Origin of the sequence: Clostridium sp. D46t1_190503_E9 (assembly GCF_015555225.1) — a bacterium.
Classification (GTDB): domain Bacteria; phylum Bacillota; class Clostridia; order Clostridiales; family Clostridiaceae; genus Clostridium.
This window is the reverse complement of record NZ_JADNKB010000003.1, coordinates 243,835-262,226: the sequence shown is the minus strand read 5'-3', so window position 1 is coordinate 262,226 and position 18,392 is coordinate 243,835. Positions and strand designations below refer to the sequence as shown.

At 26.9% G+C, this 18,392-nt stretch carries 15 protein-coding genes and 3 tRNA genes; 15 read left to right on the top strand and 3 right to left on the bottom strand.

Going from position 1 to position 18,392, the window contains the following annotated elements; all coding sequences use genetic code 11:
• The first annotated feature begins 102 nt into the window (after window positions 1-102).
• The 5 genes from I2E83_RS04995 to I2E83_RS04975 all read left to right on the top strand — a co-directional run bounded on the left by I2E83_RS04995 (window position 103) and on the right by I2E83_RS04975 (window position 4,700).
• Window positions 103-1,035: a serine hydrolase gene (locus tag I2E83_RS04995; protein ID WP_195262646.1), complete on the top strand. Its 933-nt coding sequence runs from the start codon at window positions 103-105 to the stop codon at window positions 1,033-1,035.
• A 12-nt stretch (window positions 1,036-1,047) separates the two neighbouring features.
• The gene (locus I2E83_RS04990; RefSeq protein WP_195262645.1) at window positions 1,048-2,247 is read left to right on the top strand and encodes a DHHA1 domain-containing protein; all 1,200 of its coding nucleotides are present in this window, start codon (window positions 1,048-1,050) and stop codon (window positions 2,245-2,247) included.
• 218 nt (window positions 2,248-2,465) lie between these two features.
• Window positions 2,466-3,179, top strand: a complete 714-nt coding sequence (locus I2E83_RS04985; protein ID WP_195262644.1) for an N-acetylmuramoyl-L-alanine amidase — start codon at window positions 2,466-2,468, stop codon at window positions 3,177-3,179.
• A 719-nt stretch (window positions 3,180-3,898) separates the two neighbouring features.
• Window positions 3,899-4,429 carry a helix-turn-helix domain-containing protein gene (locus I2E83_RS04980; protein ID WP_195262643.1) on the top strand — a complete coding sequence of 177 codons (531 nt, stop codon included), beginning with the start codon at window positions 3,899-3,901 and terminating at the stop codon, window positions 4,427-4,429.
• Window positions 4,430-4,469: 40 nt separating this feature from the next.
• The gene (locus I2E83_RS04975) at window positions 4,470-4,700 is read left to right on the top strand and encodes a hypothetical protein (RefSeq protein ID WP_195262642.1); all 231 of its coding nucleotides are present in this window, start codon (window positions 4,470-4,472) and stop codon (window positions 4,698-4,700) included.
• 181 nt (window positions 4,701-4,881) lie between these two features.
• On the opposite strand, the gene I2E83_RS04970 is transcribed toward I2E83_RS04975, so the two are convergent.
• Window positions 4,882-6,630, bottom strand: a complete 1,749-nt coding sequence (locus I2E83_RS04970) for an FtsH/Yme1/Tma family ATP-dependent metallopeptidase (protein ID WP_195262641.1) — start codon at window positions 6,628-6,630, stop codon at window positions 4,882-4,884.
• A gap of 223 nt (window positions 6,631-6,853) precedes the next feature.
• Here I2E83_RS04970 and I2E83_RS04965 point away from each other — a divergent pair, with 223 nt between their 5' ends.
• The 6 genes from I2E83_RS04965 (at window position 6,854) to I2E83_RS04940 (ending at window position 12,423) form a co-directional block, all read left to right on the top strand.
• Window positions 6,854-7,297 (top strand): hypothetical protein, encoded by a 444-nt coding sequence (locus tag I2E83_RS04965; protein WP_195262640.1) that lies wholly within the window; start codon window positions 6,854-6,856, stop codon window positions 7,295-7,297.
• Between the two features lie 25 nt (window positions 7,298-7,322).
• A complete protein-coding gene (locus I2E83_RS04960) occupies window positions 7,323-8,285 on the top strand; it encodes a YkvA family protein (RefSeq protein WP_195262639.1) in 963 nt (320 codons plus the stop codon).
• 43 nt (window positions 8,286-8,328) lie between these two features.
• Window positions 8,329-9,279, top strand: a complete 951-nt coding sequence (locus I2E83_RS04955) for a ribonuclease H family protein (RefSeq protein WP_195262638.1) — start codon at window positions 8,329-8,331, stop codon at window positions 9,277-9,279.
• 89 nt (window positions 9,280-9,368) lie between these two features.
• Complete coding sequence (locus I2E83_RS04950) at window positions 9,369-9,542, top strand: YtxH domain-containing protein (RefSeq protein ID WP_195262637.1); 174 nt, start codon at window positions 9,369-9,371, stop codon at window positions 9,540-9,542.
• Window positions 9,543-9,844: 302 nt separating this feature from the next.
• Window positions 9,845-11,146 carry a helix-turn-helix domain-containing protein gene (locus I2E83_RS04945; RefSeq protein ID WP_195262787.1) on the top strand — a complete coding sequence of 434 codons (1,302 nt, stop codon included), beginning with the start codon at window positions 9,845-9,847 and terminating at the stop codon, window positions 11,144-11,146.
• Between the two features lie 17 nt (window positions 11,147-11,163).
• The gene (locus I2E83_RS04940; protein ID WP_195262636.1) at window positions 11,164-12,423 is read left to right on the top strand and encodes a helix-turn-helix transcriptional regulator; all 1,260 of its coding nucleotides are present in this window, start codon (window positions 11,164-11,166) and stop codon (window positions 12,421-12,423) included.
• Between the two features lie 369 nt (window positions 12,424-12,792).
• Here the strand turns inward: I2E83_RS04940 and I2E83_RS04935 are convergent, their stop codons facing one another.
• Window positions 12,793-14,859 carry a helix-turn-helix domain-containing protein gene (locus tag I2E83_RS04935; protein ID WP_195262635.1) on the bottom strand — a complete coding sequence of 689 codons (2,067 nt, stop codon included), beginning with the start codon at window positions 14,857-14,859 and terminating at the stop codon, window positions 12,793-12,795.
• Between the two features lie 183 nt (window positions 14,860-15,042).
• On the opposite strand from I2E83_RS04935, the gene clpB reads away from it, so the two are divergent.
• The 4 genes from clpB to I2E83_RS04915 all read left to right on the top strand — a co-directional run bounded on the left by clpB (window position 15,043) and on the right by I2E83_RS04915 (window position 18,213).
• Window positions 15,043-17,637, top strand: a complete 2,595-nt coding sequence (clpB, locus tag I2E83_RS04930; protein ID WP_195262634.1) for an ATP-dependent chaperone ClpB — start codon at window positions 15,043-15,045, stop codon at window positions 17,635-17,637.
• A gap of 308 nt (window positions 17,638-17,945) precedes the next feature.
• Window positions 17,946-18,022, top strand: a tRNA-Arg gene (locus I2E83_RS04925).
• Window positions 18,023-18,029: 7 nt separating this feature from the next.
• Window positions 18,030-18,105: transfer RNA gene (locus I2E83_RS04920), tRNA-Lys, on the top strand.
• Window positions 18,106-18,138: 33 nt separating this feature from the next.
• Window positions 18,139-18,213: transfer RNA gene (locus I2E83_RS04915), tRNA-Gly, on the top strand.
• Between the two features lie 44 nt (window positions 18,214-18,257).
• Here I2E83_RS04915 and I2E83_RS04910 read toward each other — a convergent pair.
• The coding region (locus tag I2E83_RS04910) for an alpha/beta-type small acid-soluble spore protein (protein ID WP_195428833.1) at window positions 18,258-18,392 on the bottom strand (135 nt) is incomplete at its 5' end.

Below are 18,392 nucleotides of genomic sequence, written 5' to 3'. Positions count from 1 at the left end.
TTACTTGCTCTTTTAATTTGCATTTAGAATTATAAGAATTTATATATGATATAATAATTATAAAAATATAATTAAAATAATGCTTTGAAATAGGGGGCATAGATGAAAAAAGTACATGTTTTATCAATTATTATACTCATATTATTTTTACAAGGATGTACTAAAAAAGAGGAAGTTATAGAGTGTGATAAAAGTAATTTTATAACAAATAGCATAAAAGACGAAAATATGGATGAGAAGATAGGTTCAAATATAGATAAAAAGATAGATGAAATAGTAGGAGATTATAAGGATAATATATCTATATACTATAAGAATCTAAATACAAATGAGGAATATATATTAAATGCAGATAAATATTATGTAGCAGCAAGTACAACGAAAGTACCTTTATGTATGATGATTTTAGATCAAGTTTTTGAAGGTACAATATCATTAGAAGATACTATTTATTATGAAGAAGCAGATAGTGAAGGTGGAAGTGGAGTTTTATACTACTTGCCAGAAGTGCCGGACATAACTATTGGAGAAGCTGTTTATTTATCTATTGTTGAATCAGATAATGTTGCTAAAAATATGTTACATAGAATAAGCGATATATCATTAACAGATTATTTAAGAGGTATAACGGAAGATGATAGTATTCCTTATGAAAATTATATTACAGCAGAGCAGCTATATATAGTATTAAAAAGATTATATGAAAATCCAGATAATAATCCTTACTATGAAAAACTTATAGAATACATGAAAGAAACTGTATTTCATGATAGAATAGATAAATATGTGCCTTATGATATAGTATCGCATAAAATTGGAGATTATTATAGATATTATCATGATTTTGGAATAGTATATGCTAAAGATCCTTATATAATAGTAATATTAACAAAGGACATAGGTGATTTAAGTGAGGAGCCTTATGAAAATGGAAGTGAAGATGAAAGATACCTTTTAGATTGGGGTAATGAAGCCTATGAAATGATAGCAAATATATCAAAAGAAATATACTTAATGGTTGAGGAAGATTATTAATAGGTGAAAAATATGGAAAAATTATATTACATAGATCAATATTTAAAAGACTTTGAAGCAAAAATTGTAGGTATTAAAAAAATAGATAGTAAATTTCATTTAGCCTTAGATAGAACAGCATTTTTCCCAGGTGGTGGAGGCCAAGTTTGTGATTTAGGTGAGTTAAATGGAGTAAAGGTATTAGATGTATATGAAGAAAATAGGGAAATATATCATGTTGTTTCAGAAGATATATCAGACCAAATTAACGTTAAAGGTAAGATTGATTGGGATAGAAGAGAAGATGGAATGCATCAGCATTTAGCTCAACATGTATTATCAGGATGCTTTTTTAAACTTTTTAATAGAAATACATTAAGTATTCATTTAGGAAAAGATATTAGCACAGTAGATATTATTGGGTATTTAACTGAAGATCAAATAAGAAAAGCTGAAAAAATGGCAAATGAGATAATAAGAGAAAATATTTTAGTAGAGAGCTTAGTACCTAGCGAAAAAGAGCTGGAAAATATGAATTTAAGAAGAGATTTGCCTAATACAGAAGAAGAAATAAGAGTTGTTAAAATTGGTGATTTAGATATTAATGCTTGTTGTGGGGTTCATCCAAAGAAAACTTTAGATTTAAAATTAATTAAAATTAGAAAACACGAAAAAAATAAAGATAATACTAGAATTGAGTTTTTAGCTGGAGAAAGAGCAATTAAAGATTCTTTATTTAAAGATAAAGTATTAAAAGATATATGTAATTATTTAAGTAGTAATGAGGAAGAGGCATTAAATAGTATTAAAAATTTAAAAAATAATATAGACGGTTTGAATAATTTAAAAAGAAAACTAGAAGAAGATCTTATAGAATATGAAATAGAAAATATGATCCTTAATTCAAGTAAAGAAACTGATTTGACAATTATAACAAAGATATTTAATGAAAGAAGTATTGATTATATAAGAAAATTAGCTAATAGATTAGTTGATAGAGGTAATATTATTTGTTTATTTGCAACTATAAATAATAATAAATCCAATATATTATTTTCATGCTCTAAAGAGTTGGAGAAAGTTAATATGGGGCAACTTTTAAAAGAATCAATTAAGGAAATAAAGGGAAAAGGTGGAGGAAATAAAATATTGGCTCAAGGATCAGGAGAAAATATAGATATTGAAAATTATATTAATAGTATCAAAAATAAAGTAAAAGAAAATGAAATTTAATGGAAAGCTACTCCTAGATTTGAGAATTTGGAGTAGCTTTTATGTTTTTCTAATAATTAATGAAGATATTAGGACTATAAGATGATTAATTTTTCTATTTGTCAAAAATGAAGATGGAGATATTAATTTTGTAACCAAGTGTTGAAGTTATAAGTATACTAAATTATGAATTAATACAATATTTATATTCTTATATATAAATAATAGGAGGGACAGAATTGGCAAAATGGGTGTTAGATGCAGCACATGGAGGCAATGACCCAGGGGCAATAGGAAAACATGGTAGAAGAGAAGCTGATATAGTCTTAGAAGCAGTATATGAAGCTAAAAGATTGTTAGAAAGAAATGGAGAAATAGTATTACTGACTAGAGCATCAGATGCAAATTTAGATGCAAAAGACAGGGTAAATATAGCCAATAACTGGAATGCAGATTATTTTGTTAGCTTCCATATGAATTCCTTTGTTGATGATTCAATAAAAGGAAGTGAAATAGTAATCTTTGAAAAAGGAGGTAAATCAGAAGATTTAGCAAAATTTATTAAAGATGAGCTATTAGCAAATTTAAAGTCTAATGATAGAGGAATAAAAGAAGCAAGTTATACTGTGCTAAGAGAAACTAATATGCCTGCGGTCATAATTGAAGCAGAATTTATATCTAACGAAGACATAGAGAAAAACTTTAGTAGTATTAAATATGGGTACATGGTAGCCAAAGCTTGTTTAGCTATGGTTGATAAGGTTTTAATTGATATTCCAATAAAAAAACCTAAAACTCCAGCAAGAGAAGGATGGAGAATTTGTTTAGGATATTATCGGGATTATGAAGAAGCAGAAGAAGAGTTAATTAAATTAAATAAAAATGGGCTTAAAGGAGCTTATATTGTTCCATACCCTGAGGAAAATGGGAAAAGTGAAAATGTGAAAGAGTAAAGAGTTAAGGAAATAACTTAGAGTAGCCGAGTTATGAAAAGAGAAAAAGTTGAAGCTATGAAAAAGTAAAATAATGAAGGAAAACTATTCTAAGGCAGTAAAATCAAGGACTTCAAAGGGGCTAACGTTTCGTTAGCCCATTTGAAATTGTGTAGTAAACCTCTTGAATGGATTGAAACATTTAGATAAAATATATCAAAGTAAGTAGGACGGTGTTACTTTTGAAGAAGATACCTACTTTTATGTTGCTAATAGGAACTGTTTTATCATTAAATTTCCTCGCAAATAATCAGACTAATGTAGTTGGTGATTACGATAAGAAATAGGTGTAGAAATAACAGTATTATTTGACATATATGAAAATAGCTTTGAGTAGAATAGTATTTATGAAATATATTGGAGTTACTAAAATAAAGAATTAAAAAGGAAGTCGCGTTTCGCGACTCCCATGTAAAATAGGTAATTAAAATTTTGAATTTATGTATATTAATTAAAAATAAAATAAATTAAAAATAGAATAAATTAAAAATAGAATAAATTAAAAATAGAATAAATTAAATTTGTTACCAAGTAAATATATGCTTGGTTTTTTTGTTATGAAAAATATTTCTTGGTGTCTCGGAACAATTTATAAGAAAAGTAGTATAATATAATTAAGTAGTAAAAAATATTTTAGTAATAAATAATTATGGATCAATAAAAATAAGAGGAGAATGAGAATGAATTATTTAGATTTATATCTGCAAAGGAATAACAGTAAGAGATATGATGTATATAAAAAAACTGGAGTTAGTCAACAATTGCTTGCAACTCATACAAATAAGAAAATAGAAAAGTATTCAAATAAGGTAATAATGGCTTTAGCTGAAACTTTAAATAAAACTCCAGGTACTGTATTGGATGAACTTATAGCTTTAGAACAAGAAAATCCAGCATTTGAAGCTTTTAATCCATCAGAATTATTAATTGGATTAGAGTATAAATATGACATTATAATTATAAAAGGGGCTTATTGTAATGAGATATATAAGCTGATGAAAGGACAACTTTCAGAGACAGAGAGTATGGGGTTTGAGCTAGGTAGTGCAGGAGTAGCAAGTGTTCTTGCTTATGCAATTAATATGGTAAGGGACTTATTTAGTAATTCGGATAAACTTCAAAAAGAAATAGAAAGAAAAATAATATTATATAAATTAGTAGAAGCAAGTCATGAGCAATTAATCTTAAGATTAAAACAACTTGATTATTAGGGAAAATTCACAAAAGGTTTCATTAGGTCAAGAGACATATATGAAAATATTAGAATTAACTTTTGAGGCTGAGCCAATTTTTAAAACATTCATTTATCAAAATACTCTTTATAGGATACAAATTGATGGACTAAATACTAGCAATCCATATAAAAGAAGGATTGTAGGAAATAGATTAATTGAAAGAGAAGAATTAGATAGAGTCTCATACGACTTATATTATAATGATAGTTTTATGGAAACTGTTTTTTGGTATAGAAAAGTACAATAGAAAAATAGGGGGCTGTGCATAATTAGAAATGTAAAATTTAGAATGTAGAGTTAAGGTGAATACTACTGAAAGTAGTTTTTAAATAATATAAATTTAAGTATTTCAGGATGAAATACTACCTTAATTTTAAATTTTACATTGGTATAACTTTATGCAACAGCTCCTTTTAAATTTTTATTTATTAAATTTTTTCATTAAATAAGCTGTATATTTCTTTTTCGTCCAAAGTTTCTTCTTCTATAAGATTCATAGCTATTTTATTTAGAATTTTTTTATTCTCTTTAAGCAATTCTAAAGTTTCTTCATATAGTGAATTAACAAGTTCCCTACATTCTTCAACTATTGGATTTCCATAACTATTTGAAAGAGGTCCGAGGCTAGATAGTTTTAATAAACCTAATGTTTTTCCCATGCCATATTCTGAAATCATGGACATTGCCATTTCTGTTGTTTGACTTAGGTCACCTTGAGCTCCAGTTGAAATTTTATCTTTTCCGAATATAATTTCTTCTGCTGCTCTTCCGCCAAGGAGTACCATAATTCTATTTTTTAGATAATCTAATCTTTGATAAGAACTATCTTTAGGTATAGTTAATGTATAACCACCAGCACCTTTAGTTGTTGGAATTATAGTTATTTTTGAAACTTTATCGTCAGGTGTTTTTAATAATGAAACAAGAGCATGTCCAGCTTCATGGTATGAAGTTAATAGCTTATCTTCTTCAAGATAATGACTTCTTTCCTTTTTCTCATAACCAGCAAGAACAATAGAGTATGCTTTATTTATATGATCTTGAGTCAGCGAGACAGAATTTTCTTTGGCTGCTATAATTGCAGCTTCATTAATTAAGCTTTCTAGTTTTGCACCTGAAAAGTATGCAGTTTTTTTAGCGATATCTTTTAAATCAATGATATCGTGAGGCTTGTTTTCTAAATGTAATGATATTATTTTTTCTCTAGCACTTATATCAGGTAATGAAACCTCTATATGTCTATCAAATCTACCAGGTCTTAATAATGCTGAATCAAGAGTATCTAATCTATTAGTTGCAGCAATAACAACTATTCCTTCTTGTTCACCAAAGCCTGACATTTCGGTTAATAGAGCATTTAAGGTTTGATCTCTTTCATCATTTCCACTAGATGCACTAGAGCCACCTCTTTTTTTACCTATTGCATCTATTTCATCTATAAATATAACAGCTTTACCTTGAACTTTTGCCTTTTTAAATAAATTTCTTATCCTAGCAGCACCAACCCCTACATATACTTGTACGAAGTCTGATCCACTTAATGCATAGAAAGGAACTTTAGCCTCACCAGCAACTGCTTTAGCAAGTAAGGTTTTACCTGTACCTGGAGAACCATAAAGGATAACTCCTTTTGGCATTCTAGCACCATAATCTTTATATTTTTGAGGGTTCTTAAGAAAATCTACTATATCCATAAGGCTTTCTTTTGCTTCTTCATTACCAGCTACAGAATCAAAGTTTAGAGCATTTTGATCTTCTGAAAAATCTTTAACATCTAAATTAGTCATGCTTGATGATCCAAGTTTTCTTTTATTAATAGTTACAAAAACAATTGAAACAATTGATATCAAAAGAATACTTGAAGCAACTGTTTTAGGAGTACTTGTACTATTTTGATCTAATACTTCTATATTATGTGTTAATAACTCTTCTTTCAAAGTAGGACTATCAGGATCATTTGTTGAATATTTTGTTCCATCTTTTAAGAATACAGTTAAATTAGAGTTATTATTAAAAATAACCTTGGAAATATTATTACTAGTTATATCTTCTAAAAAACCTGAATATTGTTTATTATGATTAGCTTTGGAGCCAAAACTTGTATATCCCAAAACTAATGTAGAAAAAATAGCAGTAACTATTGGTATCCAAATTATATTTTTCTTTATTTTATTCATCATTACCTCCTAAATAGAAGATGGATTTCTAAGAATATTGTAACATTTAAAAATATTTAGTCTAATTAAAATCATATATTTTTCCAATGTAAGTATTGGTGAATCTGTAAAATTGAAAAGATATCTTTTAAAAGTCTTACAAATAGAGTATACTTTAAGTTAAATTATTGACTAATTAGACTAATATCTTTAACAAGTAATATAGCAAGGAGAGGTTTTAAAAATGCTTAACTCAACTGTATTAACGTCAGAAGATATTACTGAGATAATCAATTTAAAAGGAAAAGAAAAAGGAATAGAGGTAACCCATATAGAAATTACTAATGGAGTAGCATTTTCAGGGAAAATTAGGGCGAAAATAAATGCTAGCTTTAAAGGAGTTATATATATAAAAAGTTTTTGTAATAATAAAATAATATTAGAAGCACAAAATTTAAATATAACTAGCTTAGGGTTATTGAAGGGAGCAAGCAATGTAATATTAAAGGCCATTGTAAAAATGCTTGGAGAAGATTATATAAATATAAAAGATAATAATATAATAATTGATTTAAATAAGGTAAAGAGTGATGGTACTTTATATAACACATCCATAAGTGACGTATATATTAAGGACAAGGCTTTATATATAATTGGGACAAATTTGGACATGTATTTAAATGCATAAATAACTTGTATTATAGGAGGTAATTATGAATATATCAGGGGTTAAGGTTTCGTTAACAGGAGAGGACTTATTAAGTATTATAAATGATTTTGTAAAGGTAGAAGGATTAAATTTATCTAAGATTGAAATTGGTGAGGAAATAAAATTATTTGGAAGCTACGTTAAAGGTTTTAAAATAGATTTTATTGCTGGAGTAAAAATTAAAAGAGTTGAAAATGGAATTATTCATGGGGAAGTTTCTTCATTTAAAATAGCTAAAATTAAGGTGTTTTCTTTATTAAGAAAAATGGCATTAAAATATACGCTTAAGTCATTAGAAGAAAAAGGAATAAATTATGAAGACGGAAAAATTGTTATAAATTTAAAAAGCTTACTAAAAGAAGTGCCTTATGTAGACCTAGATATTGCAGATATACATATTAAACAAAATATATTAAATGTGGATGTAGCAAATATAAATATTTCTTTAGATGGAAACTTAAAAAAGGAAGAAACTGAAGCTTTTGAAGATGAAGATGAAGAAGTCATTGAAGAAATTGATGAAAATATAGAAAAAGTAAAAGATTGTTATAGTAGTGGAAGAGGATATTTAGAAAATAAATTACCACAAAAAATAAAGACATATAGTGATTATTTATTTATAATACCAGATATGGCGGCTTTATTATATAGATTATTAAAAGATAAGAGAGTACCAGTTAAGACTAAGTTAATAATATCAGGAGCAATTGCATATATCGCATTTCCAACGGATATAATACCAGATAATATTCCCTTTATAGGTAAAGTAGATGAAATAGCAGTGGCGTTTTTTGCTATTGATAGGATTATAGCTGATGTTTCAACTAACATAATATTAGAAAACTGGGAAGGGAAAAATGATATAGTTCTAGTTATTAAAAATATAATAGAATATGTTACTAACTTTACTGGTGCAAGAAATGTGGAAAAAGTTTATAATTTTGTGGAAGAAGTCATGTCATTATAAAATAATGTACAATATTTGAAGATAATTTTAAGGAGCATAGAGTATGGGTAAAAAAGTTTATGCAATAAAAGAAGGATTTAATTCTACTACTAATGAAAAAGTAGAAAATATAATCGTTAATACATGGGCAGAATGTTTGAAATATGTAAAGGGTGTTAAGGGGGCAAAATATAAGAGCTTTGAAGATATAAATGAAGCTAAAAAGTTCTTAGAAGAAGGTAGTAAGTTATTAAAAAAGGGGATAGATAAATATCCAGAAGATTGTTTGCATATATATGTTGATGGAAGTTATAGTATAAGTTCTGAAAAGTATTCTTATGGATTAGTTGCAGTTAGAGATAATGTTATAGAATATATAGAATCATCAGCAGCAAAGGATAATACTAAAAGTAATATCAGACAAATTGCAGGAGAATTGGAAGCATCAATAAAAGGTGTTGAATATGCAATAAGGAATAAGGATAAAAAAGTTGTTATATTCCATGATTATGAAGGTATAGCCCATCATGCTACTGGATTTTGGGAAAGAAGAGAAGAATCATCTATTAATTACTATAATAAAATGAATGAATTAATTAATAGTGGCATAGAAGTTATTTTTGTAAAAGTTGATAGCCATACAGGTGATTTATTTAATGAAATTGCTGATGAAAAATGCAAACAAGAATTATCAATTGTTTCAGATAGAGTAGTTGATAAATGGCTAGATAAAAATGAATTATATGTAGCTAGTAACAAAATTAAAAAAGAAATACTAGAAATTGTTAGTGGAAAAGAAGAGAAAATAATAGTTGTAGGAAATAGTGAAGAGGATGTAGCCATATCACTTGATTCATATAATAATGAAGATTCTTCTAATGAAAATCCTACTAATATAGAAAATGAAAGTGTGAAAATAATAAATCAGTTAAATGTATTTATGAAAAAAATATCTTTAGAAAATCAGCTAGATGTATTAAAGTACGCTGAATATTTATATAATAAACAAAAATAATATAAATTCCATAATTTTCATAGAGTAAAGAAGATAATATTACTAATAATAAGTATATCTAATCAAGAATATTTATAGAGGTGATAATTATGGCAAAGATGATGAGAAGTATGGCAGCTGGTGCAATGCTAGGAATGGCAGTAAGCGCTATGGTTTTACCACAACTAGATAGAAGGACACAAAGAAATATAAGAAGAGCTAGTAAGAGAGCAATTAATATGGCTGGCGATGCTTATGATACAATAATGGGTTATATGAAGTAAAAGAGTAGGAAATCTACTCTTTTTTTGTTGTTATTATTAAAATAGCACTATAATTTATATAAATTCAATAACAATATTTACAATTTTTATAGTATTTTAGATATATTTAATGATATAATAAATAAAAAATGAAAAAATATTCTAAATTTGATTATAAAATTTATAATTTGACGAAAAAAATCTAATCTATAAAGTAGTTCAGTAACAATTACTATTTAAATTTGTTAAATTATGATATAATTGAATAAAAACAAAAAATTTGAAAAATTATTAATTTATAGTAATGAAAAGGAAGAGTATTGATGGAAATTCTTGCATTAGGGGAAAAAATAAAGAGAAGAAGAAAAGAATTAGATATGACCCTTAAAGATTTAGCTGGAGATAGGATAACCCCTGGACAAATAAGTTTGGTAGAATCAGGAAGATCTAATCCTTCTATGGATTTATTAGAATACTTAGCAGGTGCATTACAAACTTCAGTTGAGTACTTAATGGAGTCTGAAGAAACTCAGGCTGAAAAGATTAGTATTTATTATGAACAAGTTGCTGAATCTTATATTTTATCAGGAGATTATATAACAGGAGAAAAATATATAGAAAATGCTTTATATTATGTAGAAAAATATAATTTGGAATATAGAAAGGCAAAAATACTATATCTAAGGGCTGAAATATACATGGCTAAGGGCGAACTAACTTTAGCACAGCAATTTTTCTTATCATCAAACGTAATATTTATTAAAAATAATAATTATGAGGAAATTATAAATACTTTTTTAAATTTGGGTAAAATAACATTGAAGTTAAAAGCATATCATTCTGCTAATAGTTATTTAAGACAAGCTGAAAAGGTCTACTTAGATAATAGTATTGGCGATGATTCATTGCTTGGGGAAATATATTATTATATGGCTAGATCCTATTTTAAAACTGAAAATATAGGAAAGGCAATAGATTATTCATTTTTAGCAAAAAGTAAATTTGAGCAAGTTCAGAATAGAGAAGAGTATGCTAAAACTTTACTATTAATATCTGAAGAATATAATAAAAAGGGAGATCTAACTAATGCTATTAAGTACTCTCAAAAAACTTTGGAAGTATATAAAGAATTAGAAGAACTGAATAATATATCTGAAATAGAGAATAATTTAGGTAAGTTATTTTATGAGTTTGAAAATATAGAGGAATCCTTTAAACATTATGAAATATCTAAAGATATAAGAATGAGGAGAAAAGACTACAAGATAATAGATACTTTAATAAATATATGTGAGAATTATATTAAGTTAAAGAATATTTCTAAGTGTGAGGAAGTATTAGAAGAAATTGCTTCATATATGGAAGAAGATGATATGGAGAAATTAATAGATTTAAATATATTATGGTATAGAATTTATACAATAAAAGAAATGTCTAAAGAAGCGGAATATATTTTATTAGATACTTATAAGTTAGCTAGAACGAGCAATTTAAAGAAGCAATCTGCTCAGTTAGCAATTATGATAGGAAAATTTTATATAGATAATAAAAGAGATTTTGAAGCAGCTAAATATTTAGATGAAGGAGTTAATATTTTTAAGGAAATAGGAATACTTAAAAATTAACTCAAGCGGGGGTTTAAATGGAAATATTATCAACTGGAGAAAAAATTAAAAGAGCAAGGGTATATCAAGGGATAACTTTAAAAGAATTATGTGGAGATAAAGTATCCATATCAAAAATGAGCTGCATTGAGAATGGAAAAATAAAGGCAGATAAAGATATTCTAGAATATATATCTAACAAGCTTAAAATTGATTATGATTATTTAGTTAGAGATGTTGAAGAACAAATAGTTAGTAATCTTGAATTAATTAGAAATAATTCAATACCAGAAGATGAAATAGATGATGTGATAAACCATAATTTAAATTATGCTTTAGAATATTCCTATGATGATTTAGCGTTTGAGCTTATGCATATACTGTTTAATTTTTATGTGGAAAAAAATAAGGTTGAAAATATACAAATTATAATATCTCAATATTATGATTTGTACCAAAAAAATAATACTCGTGAGAATACAATAACTTACTACATAGATATGGCTACATTTTTTTATAGTATTAAAGAGTATAATGAAGCAGTAAATTATTATAGTAGAGCAAAGGATCTTATAAAGGATTCTGAGAAGTTCGATAAAGAAAAATATTCATATATTTGCTATAAAGAAGGAAAGTCTTATGAAAAATTAGGATTATTACAAGAAACTTATAATTCTATAAAAGAAGCAATAGATTACATAACTTATATTGATGGTGATATTGAAAAAGGAGATATATACCATTGTTTTGCTACTGCATGTATTAAATTAAGAAAAAGTGATGCGGATAAATATATAAAATTAGCGTATGAATGCCAAAAGGAAAATACAATGATTTTAGCTTTAGCAAAAGGAAAAAATGGTGAGAGTTATTTTTATGTAAATGAAAGAGAAAAAGCCATTAAAGAGATTAAAGATGGAATAGACTTATTTCCACCTGATAATAAGGCGAAGTATGTTAAATTTTTAAATAAGTGTATAAAAACTCTTTATAATAATGAAGAGTACGATGTTGCATATGAAATTACTGATACAACATTAAATTTAGCTATTGATACGAATGATATAGTATTAATAGAAGAAGCTTATTATTTAAAAGGAATGATACTTCAAAAGAAGGGGCTATATATTCAAGCAGAAATGTATATGAATTTATCTTTGGATTCTTTATTTAAGTTTGCTAATAAAGAAAAAAGATATGAAAGATATTTAGACATGGCAGAAATGTATTATAAGCTAGGCGAAGTGAAGGATTCCCTAAAGTATTTTACTTTAGCTATGAAATTAGAAAAAGAATAAATAAAAGGTAGATTAGCCACCTTTTATTTATTCTTTTTCTAATTAAATATATAATAAATACTATAAACTTCAAGTTTCTATAGAATTTTTATTTTATCTATGCAGTTATTTAGATGGATGTAAAATTGCAGTTAACATGCTTAATATTGAGTATTTTGATAATATACCAGGCATAAAGAATAAGCCTCTCATTAAATAATCAATCCTTTCTAAACTTTTTTAGTTTATTATTATGATTAAATTATAGTTTAATCTAAGTATAAAAGCATTGACTTAAGTGTTGATATTTAAGTACATTTAAGTTATTAAAATTAAAATAAATAAATTAAAAAAGTACAAAGAAACCATAAAATTTGGTTTCTTTGTACTTTATTTAATACTTTTTATTAAAATTAGCTTAGCAGCATAACCCCTAAGTTCAGTAATTATATTTAGTATTACATTTTTCTTTGAATATTTAAATTCTATCTTAGGAAAAGATGCTTTGTGCAGAATTTCCTTTTCCTCTTTATTAAGTCTATCTGGTGAACCCATGGATAACCAATAATTATATGAAGATCCAACTCTTTCACTAATCTCGTAAGTAATGATTCTAGAAGATTTTTTTATATTTTCAATGTTTAAGGAAATTTTTCTTTTATATATTTTTCTTTTACCACGCTTAGTAAAAATATCTTCGAAGTTTTGCATTTCATTCAATTCATCATTATATGAATATAGCAAAATACAATATTCATCGTCCTTTTTAGTTACAATATATCCATTTTCCATTGCAACTATTTCATTTCCTAATTTGCTAAGCAAGTAATATGCGTAATAGGATGGTTTTCTAATTCCCATATCATTAACAAGTCCAGGGGCTCCTATAAATACTTCATTTGTTAGACTTATTTCTTTTTCTAAAACATCAAAAGCTCTTAAGAAGCTTAATGAGTTTTTATTAAAAATAGTATTATGAATTATATATGGAAGCATATAAGCAGTATCATAAATTTTATTTAAGCTTTTATCACATATAAAATCATTTTCAATGACATCTAAATTATACTCTTCAATTAAAAATGCACTTAATGACTTTTTGGTGTTTTTAGATATAGCTGGTGTAAATTGAAATTTAAATTGCGATACATCAATATAATCTATCTCTGAAAAATATTCAAAGAAGCTAGTTAGAACTTGTTTATATTTATCAAAAGTAAAATTAGAGTTATCAATTAATATAAGTGGTTTTAAATCTATATAATCTAAAAATTCTATTACACTTTTGGCTTTATTCCAATTATAAAAATCGGCTTTAGGAAATACTCCCATATCACTATTAAACATATTTTCGAGCCTTACATAATTAAAATGAAGTTCTTCTTGAATTTCTTCAAGAATATCTTTATTATCTTCTAATAATAAATCAAAGGCATCATCTAAATTTATAACTTCACTATAATCCTTGTTGAATTCTCCAAGACTATTATCCATATTTACATGAATTTTCCACAATTTATTTTCATAGTTAAAACGTTCATAATCATCTAATTCAGAAGATAAATATTCTAAAGCTTCTTCAAGTTTTAATATATCTATTTTTTTAATTTCTTCAAGTTCTTTTTCAGTTAATTTATTTTTCTTTCTATACTGAAGTGGAGTACAACCATAATAATTTTTAAAGTTTTTATTTAAATATCTTACATGAGAAAAACCAACTTCATCAGATATATCTGAAATACTCAAATCACTATCTAATAAAAGCTTAACAGATTCTTCAACTCTAGTTTGGTTAACTAAATCAGTAAAGCTATTTCCAGTTGCGTATTTAATCTCATGAGATAGATAATGAGGACTTAAGAATTCTTTTTTCGCAATTTCTTGTAAAGTTATATTGCTATCATAATTATTAAATATATATTTAGAAATTCTATGATATCGAGCTAATTGCTCAGTTTTTTCTTTTAGCTCTTCTTTTTCATAAGTTAAGTAGTGGAAGTTATTTATAAGGTGATATAATAAATCTATTAAAATTGATTCAATTTCCTTATCATAATCATCAAGTTTTTGAATAGCTTCACATAAGAGTTTGGCTAAAAAATTTCTAAGAAGATCATATTCTTCACCTTCTTGAGCACCATCATCAGTAGAATTTGTATAGAAGAATATATTGTTTATATCTTTATAATATTTTTCAAAAAAGTAAGGATCTATATGAAATATTAATACCTTATTATCTTCATTACTATAAATTCTGTGAGCCTCATCAACATTTATTATTTCTAATTCTTTCTCAAGTAACTCAAATGAGTCAGTATCTATATTAATGTTAACACTCCCACGTAAAACATATAATATTTCAATAGAATTATGCCAGTGAATAGGGTATTCTTGTATATTTGCATAAGTTATTTTAATTGGAGCATCTTCCTGGTAACTCACATATTCTCTTCTCATAAAATCCCCTCTTTTCTAATAGAATTAAGTTATAATTTAATTATAGCTTATTTATTAATAAATATAAAATTTTCAAAAAAATAAGCAAAATAAACTTTGACTTTCTTTGACTTTTGTATTATTATATGAATATAAGGATATATTAAATATGTTTGAGGTTGTAAATGTGAGGAGGAGTTAAGCATGAATATAGATAAAATGACCTTAAGAGTACAAGAAGCATTAAACAATGCTAGTTTAGTAGCGGTTAAATATAACCATCAACAAGTAGAGTTAATTCATCTATTTTGTGCATTAGTGGAACAAGAGGATGGATTAATACCAAATATTTTAACTAAGATGGGAGTTAGAGTTAAATCATTAGATGAAGATTTAAATAAAGTACTAGATAATAAGCCAAAGGTTTTGGGAGAAGGTGCTAACTCCTCTGGAGTTTATGCTACAAGACAAATCGAAGAAGTTTTAGTCAAGGCTGAAGATATAGCTAAAAAATTTGAGGATTCTTATATAAGCGTAGAGCATTTAATGCTTGCAATAATTGAAGTAGATAAAAATGGAGAAGTTAAAAGGTTATTAGATAAATATAATATAAACAAGAAGAATTTCATGGAAATTCTAAAAGAAGTAAGAGGAAATCAAAGAGTAGAAACACAAGATCCAGAAGGAACATATGATGCGCTTAGCAAGTATGGAACTAATCTTACAGACTTAGCTAAAAAACATAAGCTTGACCCAGTTATAGGAAGAGATGATGAAATTAGAAGAACAATTAGAATACTTTCAAGAAGAACAAAAAATAATCCAGTGCTAATTGGAGAACCTGGTGTTGGTAAAACTGCAATTGTAGAAGGATTGGCAGAGAGAATAGTTAGAGGGGATGTACCAGAAGGTTTAAAAGATAAAGTAATTTTCTCGTTAGATATGGGTTCCCTTATTGCGGGAGCTAAATATAGGGGTGAATTTGAAGAAAGATTAAAAGCTGTATTAAAAGAAGTTCAAAGTAGTGAAGGTAGAATAATCTTATTTATAGATGAAATTCATACTATAGTTGGAGCAGGAAAAACTGATGGCGCCATGGATGCAGGTAATTTAATAAAACCATTACTAGCAAGAGGAGAGCTTCATTGTATAGGTGCTACAACTTTTGATGAATACAGACAATATATAGAAAAGGATAAAGCGTTAGAAAGAAGATTTCAACCTGTAGTTGTAGAAGAACCTACAGTAGAAGATGCTATATCTATACTAAGAGGGTTAAAAGAAAGATTTGAAATTCACCATGGTGTGAGAATACATGATACTGCTTTAATAGCAGCAGCAAAATTATCTCATAGATATATTCAAGATAGATATTTACCAGATAAAGCTATAGATTTAATAGATGAAGCTGGAGCTATGATAAGAACAGAAATAGATTCATTACCAACAGAATTAGATAATATAAGAAGAAAGCAATTCCAATTAGAAATTGAAAAAGAAGCTTTAACTAAGGAAAGTGATGAAGGTTCTAAGAAAAAGCTAGTAGCTTTAGAAAAAGAAATAGCAGAATTAAAAACTAAAAATGATGAAATGACTGCAAAATTTGAAAAGGAAAAAGATGCAATAGTTAATTTAAGAGATTTAAAATCTAAATTAGATGATGCAAGAGGAGATCTAGAAGCAGCTCAAAGAAGCTATGACTATAATAAGGCAGCAGAAATTCAATATAGTGTTATTCCAGCATTAGAAGAAGAAATTAGACAAAAGGAAGTGGACGTAAAAGAAAATTACGAAGGAGCTCTTTTAAAAGAAGAAGTAACCGAGGAGGAAGTTTCTAAAATTCTTTCTAAGTGGACTGGAATCCCAGTTACAAATTTATTAGAAGGAGAAAGAGAAAAACTTCTAAGATTAGAAAATGAAATGCAAAGAAGAGTAATTGGTCAAGAAGAAGCTATAACAGCTGTTTCTAATGCAATATTAAGAGCAAGGGCAGGATTAAAAGATGTAAATAAGCCAATTGGTTCATTTATATTCTTAGGACCTACAGGAGTTGGTAAAACAGAACTTGCAAAAACTTTAGCAAGAAATCTATTTGATTCAGAAGAAAATATAATAAGAATTGATATGTCTGAATATATGGAAAAACATTCAGTATCTAGATTAGTTGGAGCGCCTCCAGGATATGTAGGATATGATGAAGGTGGGCAACTTACTGAAGCTGTAAGAAGAAATCCATATAGTGTGATACTATTTGATGAAATTGAAAAAGCACATGAAGATGTATTTAATATGTTCTTACAAATTCTGGATGATGGAAGATTAACTGATAATAAAGGTAAAACTGTTGATTTTAGAAATACTATAATAATTATGACATCTAATATAGGAAGTAGCTATCTTCTAGAAAATAAAAATGAAGATATAGTTGATGAAAATATAAAAACTCAAGTTATGAATGAAATGAAATTAAGATTTAAACCAGAGTTCTTAAATAGAGTAGATGATATAATTATGTTTAAGCCATTATCAGAAACTGGAATTAAGAAGATAATAGATATATTCTTGAAAGAAGTTTCAAGTAGATTGAAAGATAAGAATATTACTTTAGAAGTAACAGATGAAGCAAAGACAATTATGGCAAGAGAGGGATATGATCCAGTATATGGAGCAAGACCATTAAAAAGATATATACAAAATAGCCTAGAAAATAATTTAGCAAGAAAGATTATAAAAGGTGAAATTGGATATGGATCAAATGTAGTTGTTGATGCAAAGGAAGAAGAAATAGTAATTAAATAATTGAACTTAATGATATGTATTAGCTTTCCTATTTTTATATAATGTCGAATACAATTCTAGATTTAATACATATCATTAATGAGGCTAATTTTTTATTTAATTATCTTAATTTATGAAATATAAGTTGGCTAAGAAAAATAGACTGTAAAATAAGCCTAGCACTTTTTTCGTAGCTATTTAGCTTATGGAACATATTCTACTTATCTTTGACAACTTATATTTCTTAATTTAATTTTTTCATTATTTCACTAAAAAAGTTGTTGACAAAATCCGACCTTTTGGGTTATTATATACAACGTAGCAAATATGCGTGTTTAGCTCAGCTGGATAGAGCAACGCCCTTCTAAGGCGTGGGCCAGGAGTTCGAATCTCTTAACACGCACCAAGCTTATGGTTTACTAGCTCAATCGGTAGAGCACTTGACTTTTAATCAAGGTGTACCGGGTTCGATTCCCGGGTAAGCCACCATATTAAGTTCATTGATAAAATGAGCTTTTTTGTGCGGAAGTGGCTCAATGGTAGAGCGTCACCTTGCCAAGGTGAATGTTGCGGGTTCGAGTCCCGTCTTTCGCTCCATAAGGAAAAGAGAAGTGGATAAACACTTCTCTTTTTTATTTTAACTACTTAATTTTTGATTCGTATTGTTCAACCATTCTCTTAACCATTTCTCCACCAACGCTACCGCATTGTTTTGAAGTAAGGTCTCCATTATAGTCTGAGAAAGGTACTCCCATTTCATTAGCTACTTCATTTTT

Bases quoted from the DNA above. Each gene is read 5' to 3' on its own strand.
- I2E83_RS04995 (WP_195262646.1), top strand. From the start codon at position 103: ATGAAAAAAGTACATGTTTTATCAATTATTATACTCATATTATTTTTA.
- I2E83_RS04990 (WP_195262645.1), top strand. From the start codon at position 1,048: ATGGAAAAATTATATTACATAGATCAATATTTAAAAGACTTTGAAGCA.
- I2E83_RS04980 (WP_195262643.1), top strand. From the start codon at position 3,899: ATGAATTATTTAGATTTATATCTGCAAAGGAATAACAGTAAGAGATAT.
- I2E83_RS04975 (WP_195262642.1), top strand. From the start codon at position 4,470: ATGAAAATATTAGAATTAACTTTTGAGGCTGAGCCAATTTTTAAAACA.
- I2E83_RS04970 (WP_195262641.1), bottom strand. From the start codon at position 6,630: ATGAATAAAATAAAGAAAAATATAATTTGGATACCAATAGTTACTGCT.
- I2E83_RS04965 (WP_195262640.1), top strand. From the start codon at position 6,854: ATGCTTAACTCAACTGTATTAACGTCAGAAGATATTACTGAGATAATC.
- I2E83_RS04960 (WP_195262639.1), top strand. From the start codon at position 7,323: ATGAATATATCAGGGGTTAAGGTTTCGTTAACAGGAGAGGACTTATTA.
- I2E83_RS04955 (WP_195262638.1), top strand. From the start codon at position 8,329: ATGGGTAAAAAAGTTTATGCAATAAAAGAAGGATTTAATTCTACTACT.
- I2E83_RS04950 (WP_195262637.1), top strand. From the start codon at position 9,369: ATGGCAAAGATGATGAGAAGTATGGCAGCTGGTGCAATGCTAGGAATG.
- I2E83_RS04945 (WP_195262787.1), top strand. From the start codon at position 9,845: ATGGAAATTCTTGCATTAGGGGAAAAAATAAAGAGAAGAAGAAAAGAA.
- I2E83_RS04940 (WP_195262636.1), top strand. From the start codon at position 11,164: ATGGAAATATTATCAACTGGAGAAAAAATTAAAAGAGCAAGGGTATAT.
- I2E83_RS04935 (WP_195262635.1), bottom strand. From the start codon at position 14,859: ATGAGAAGAGAATATGTGAGTTACCAGGAAGATGCTCCAATTAAAATA.
- clpB (WP_195262634.1), top strand. From the start codon at position 15,043: ATGAATATAGATAAAATGACCTTAAGAGTACAAGAAGCATTAAACAAT.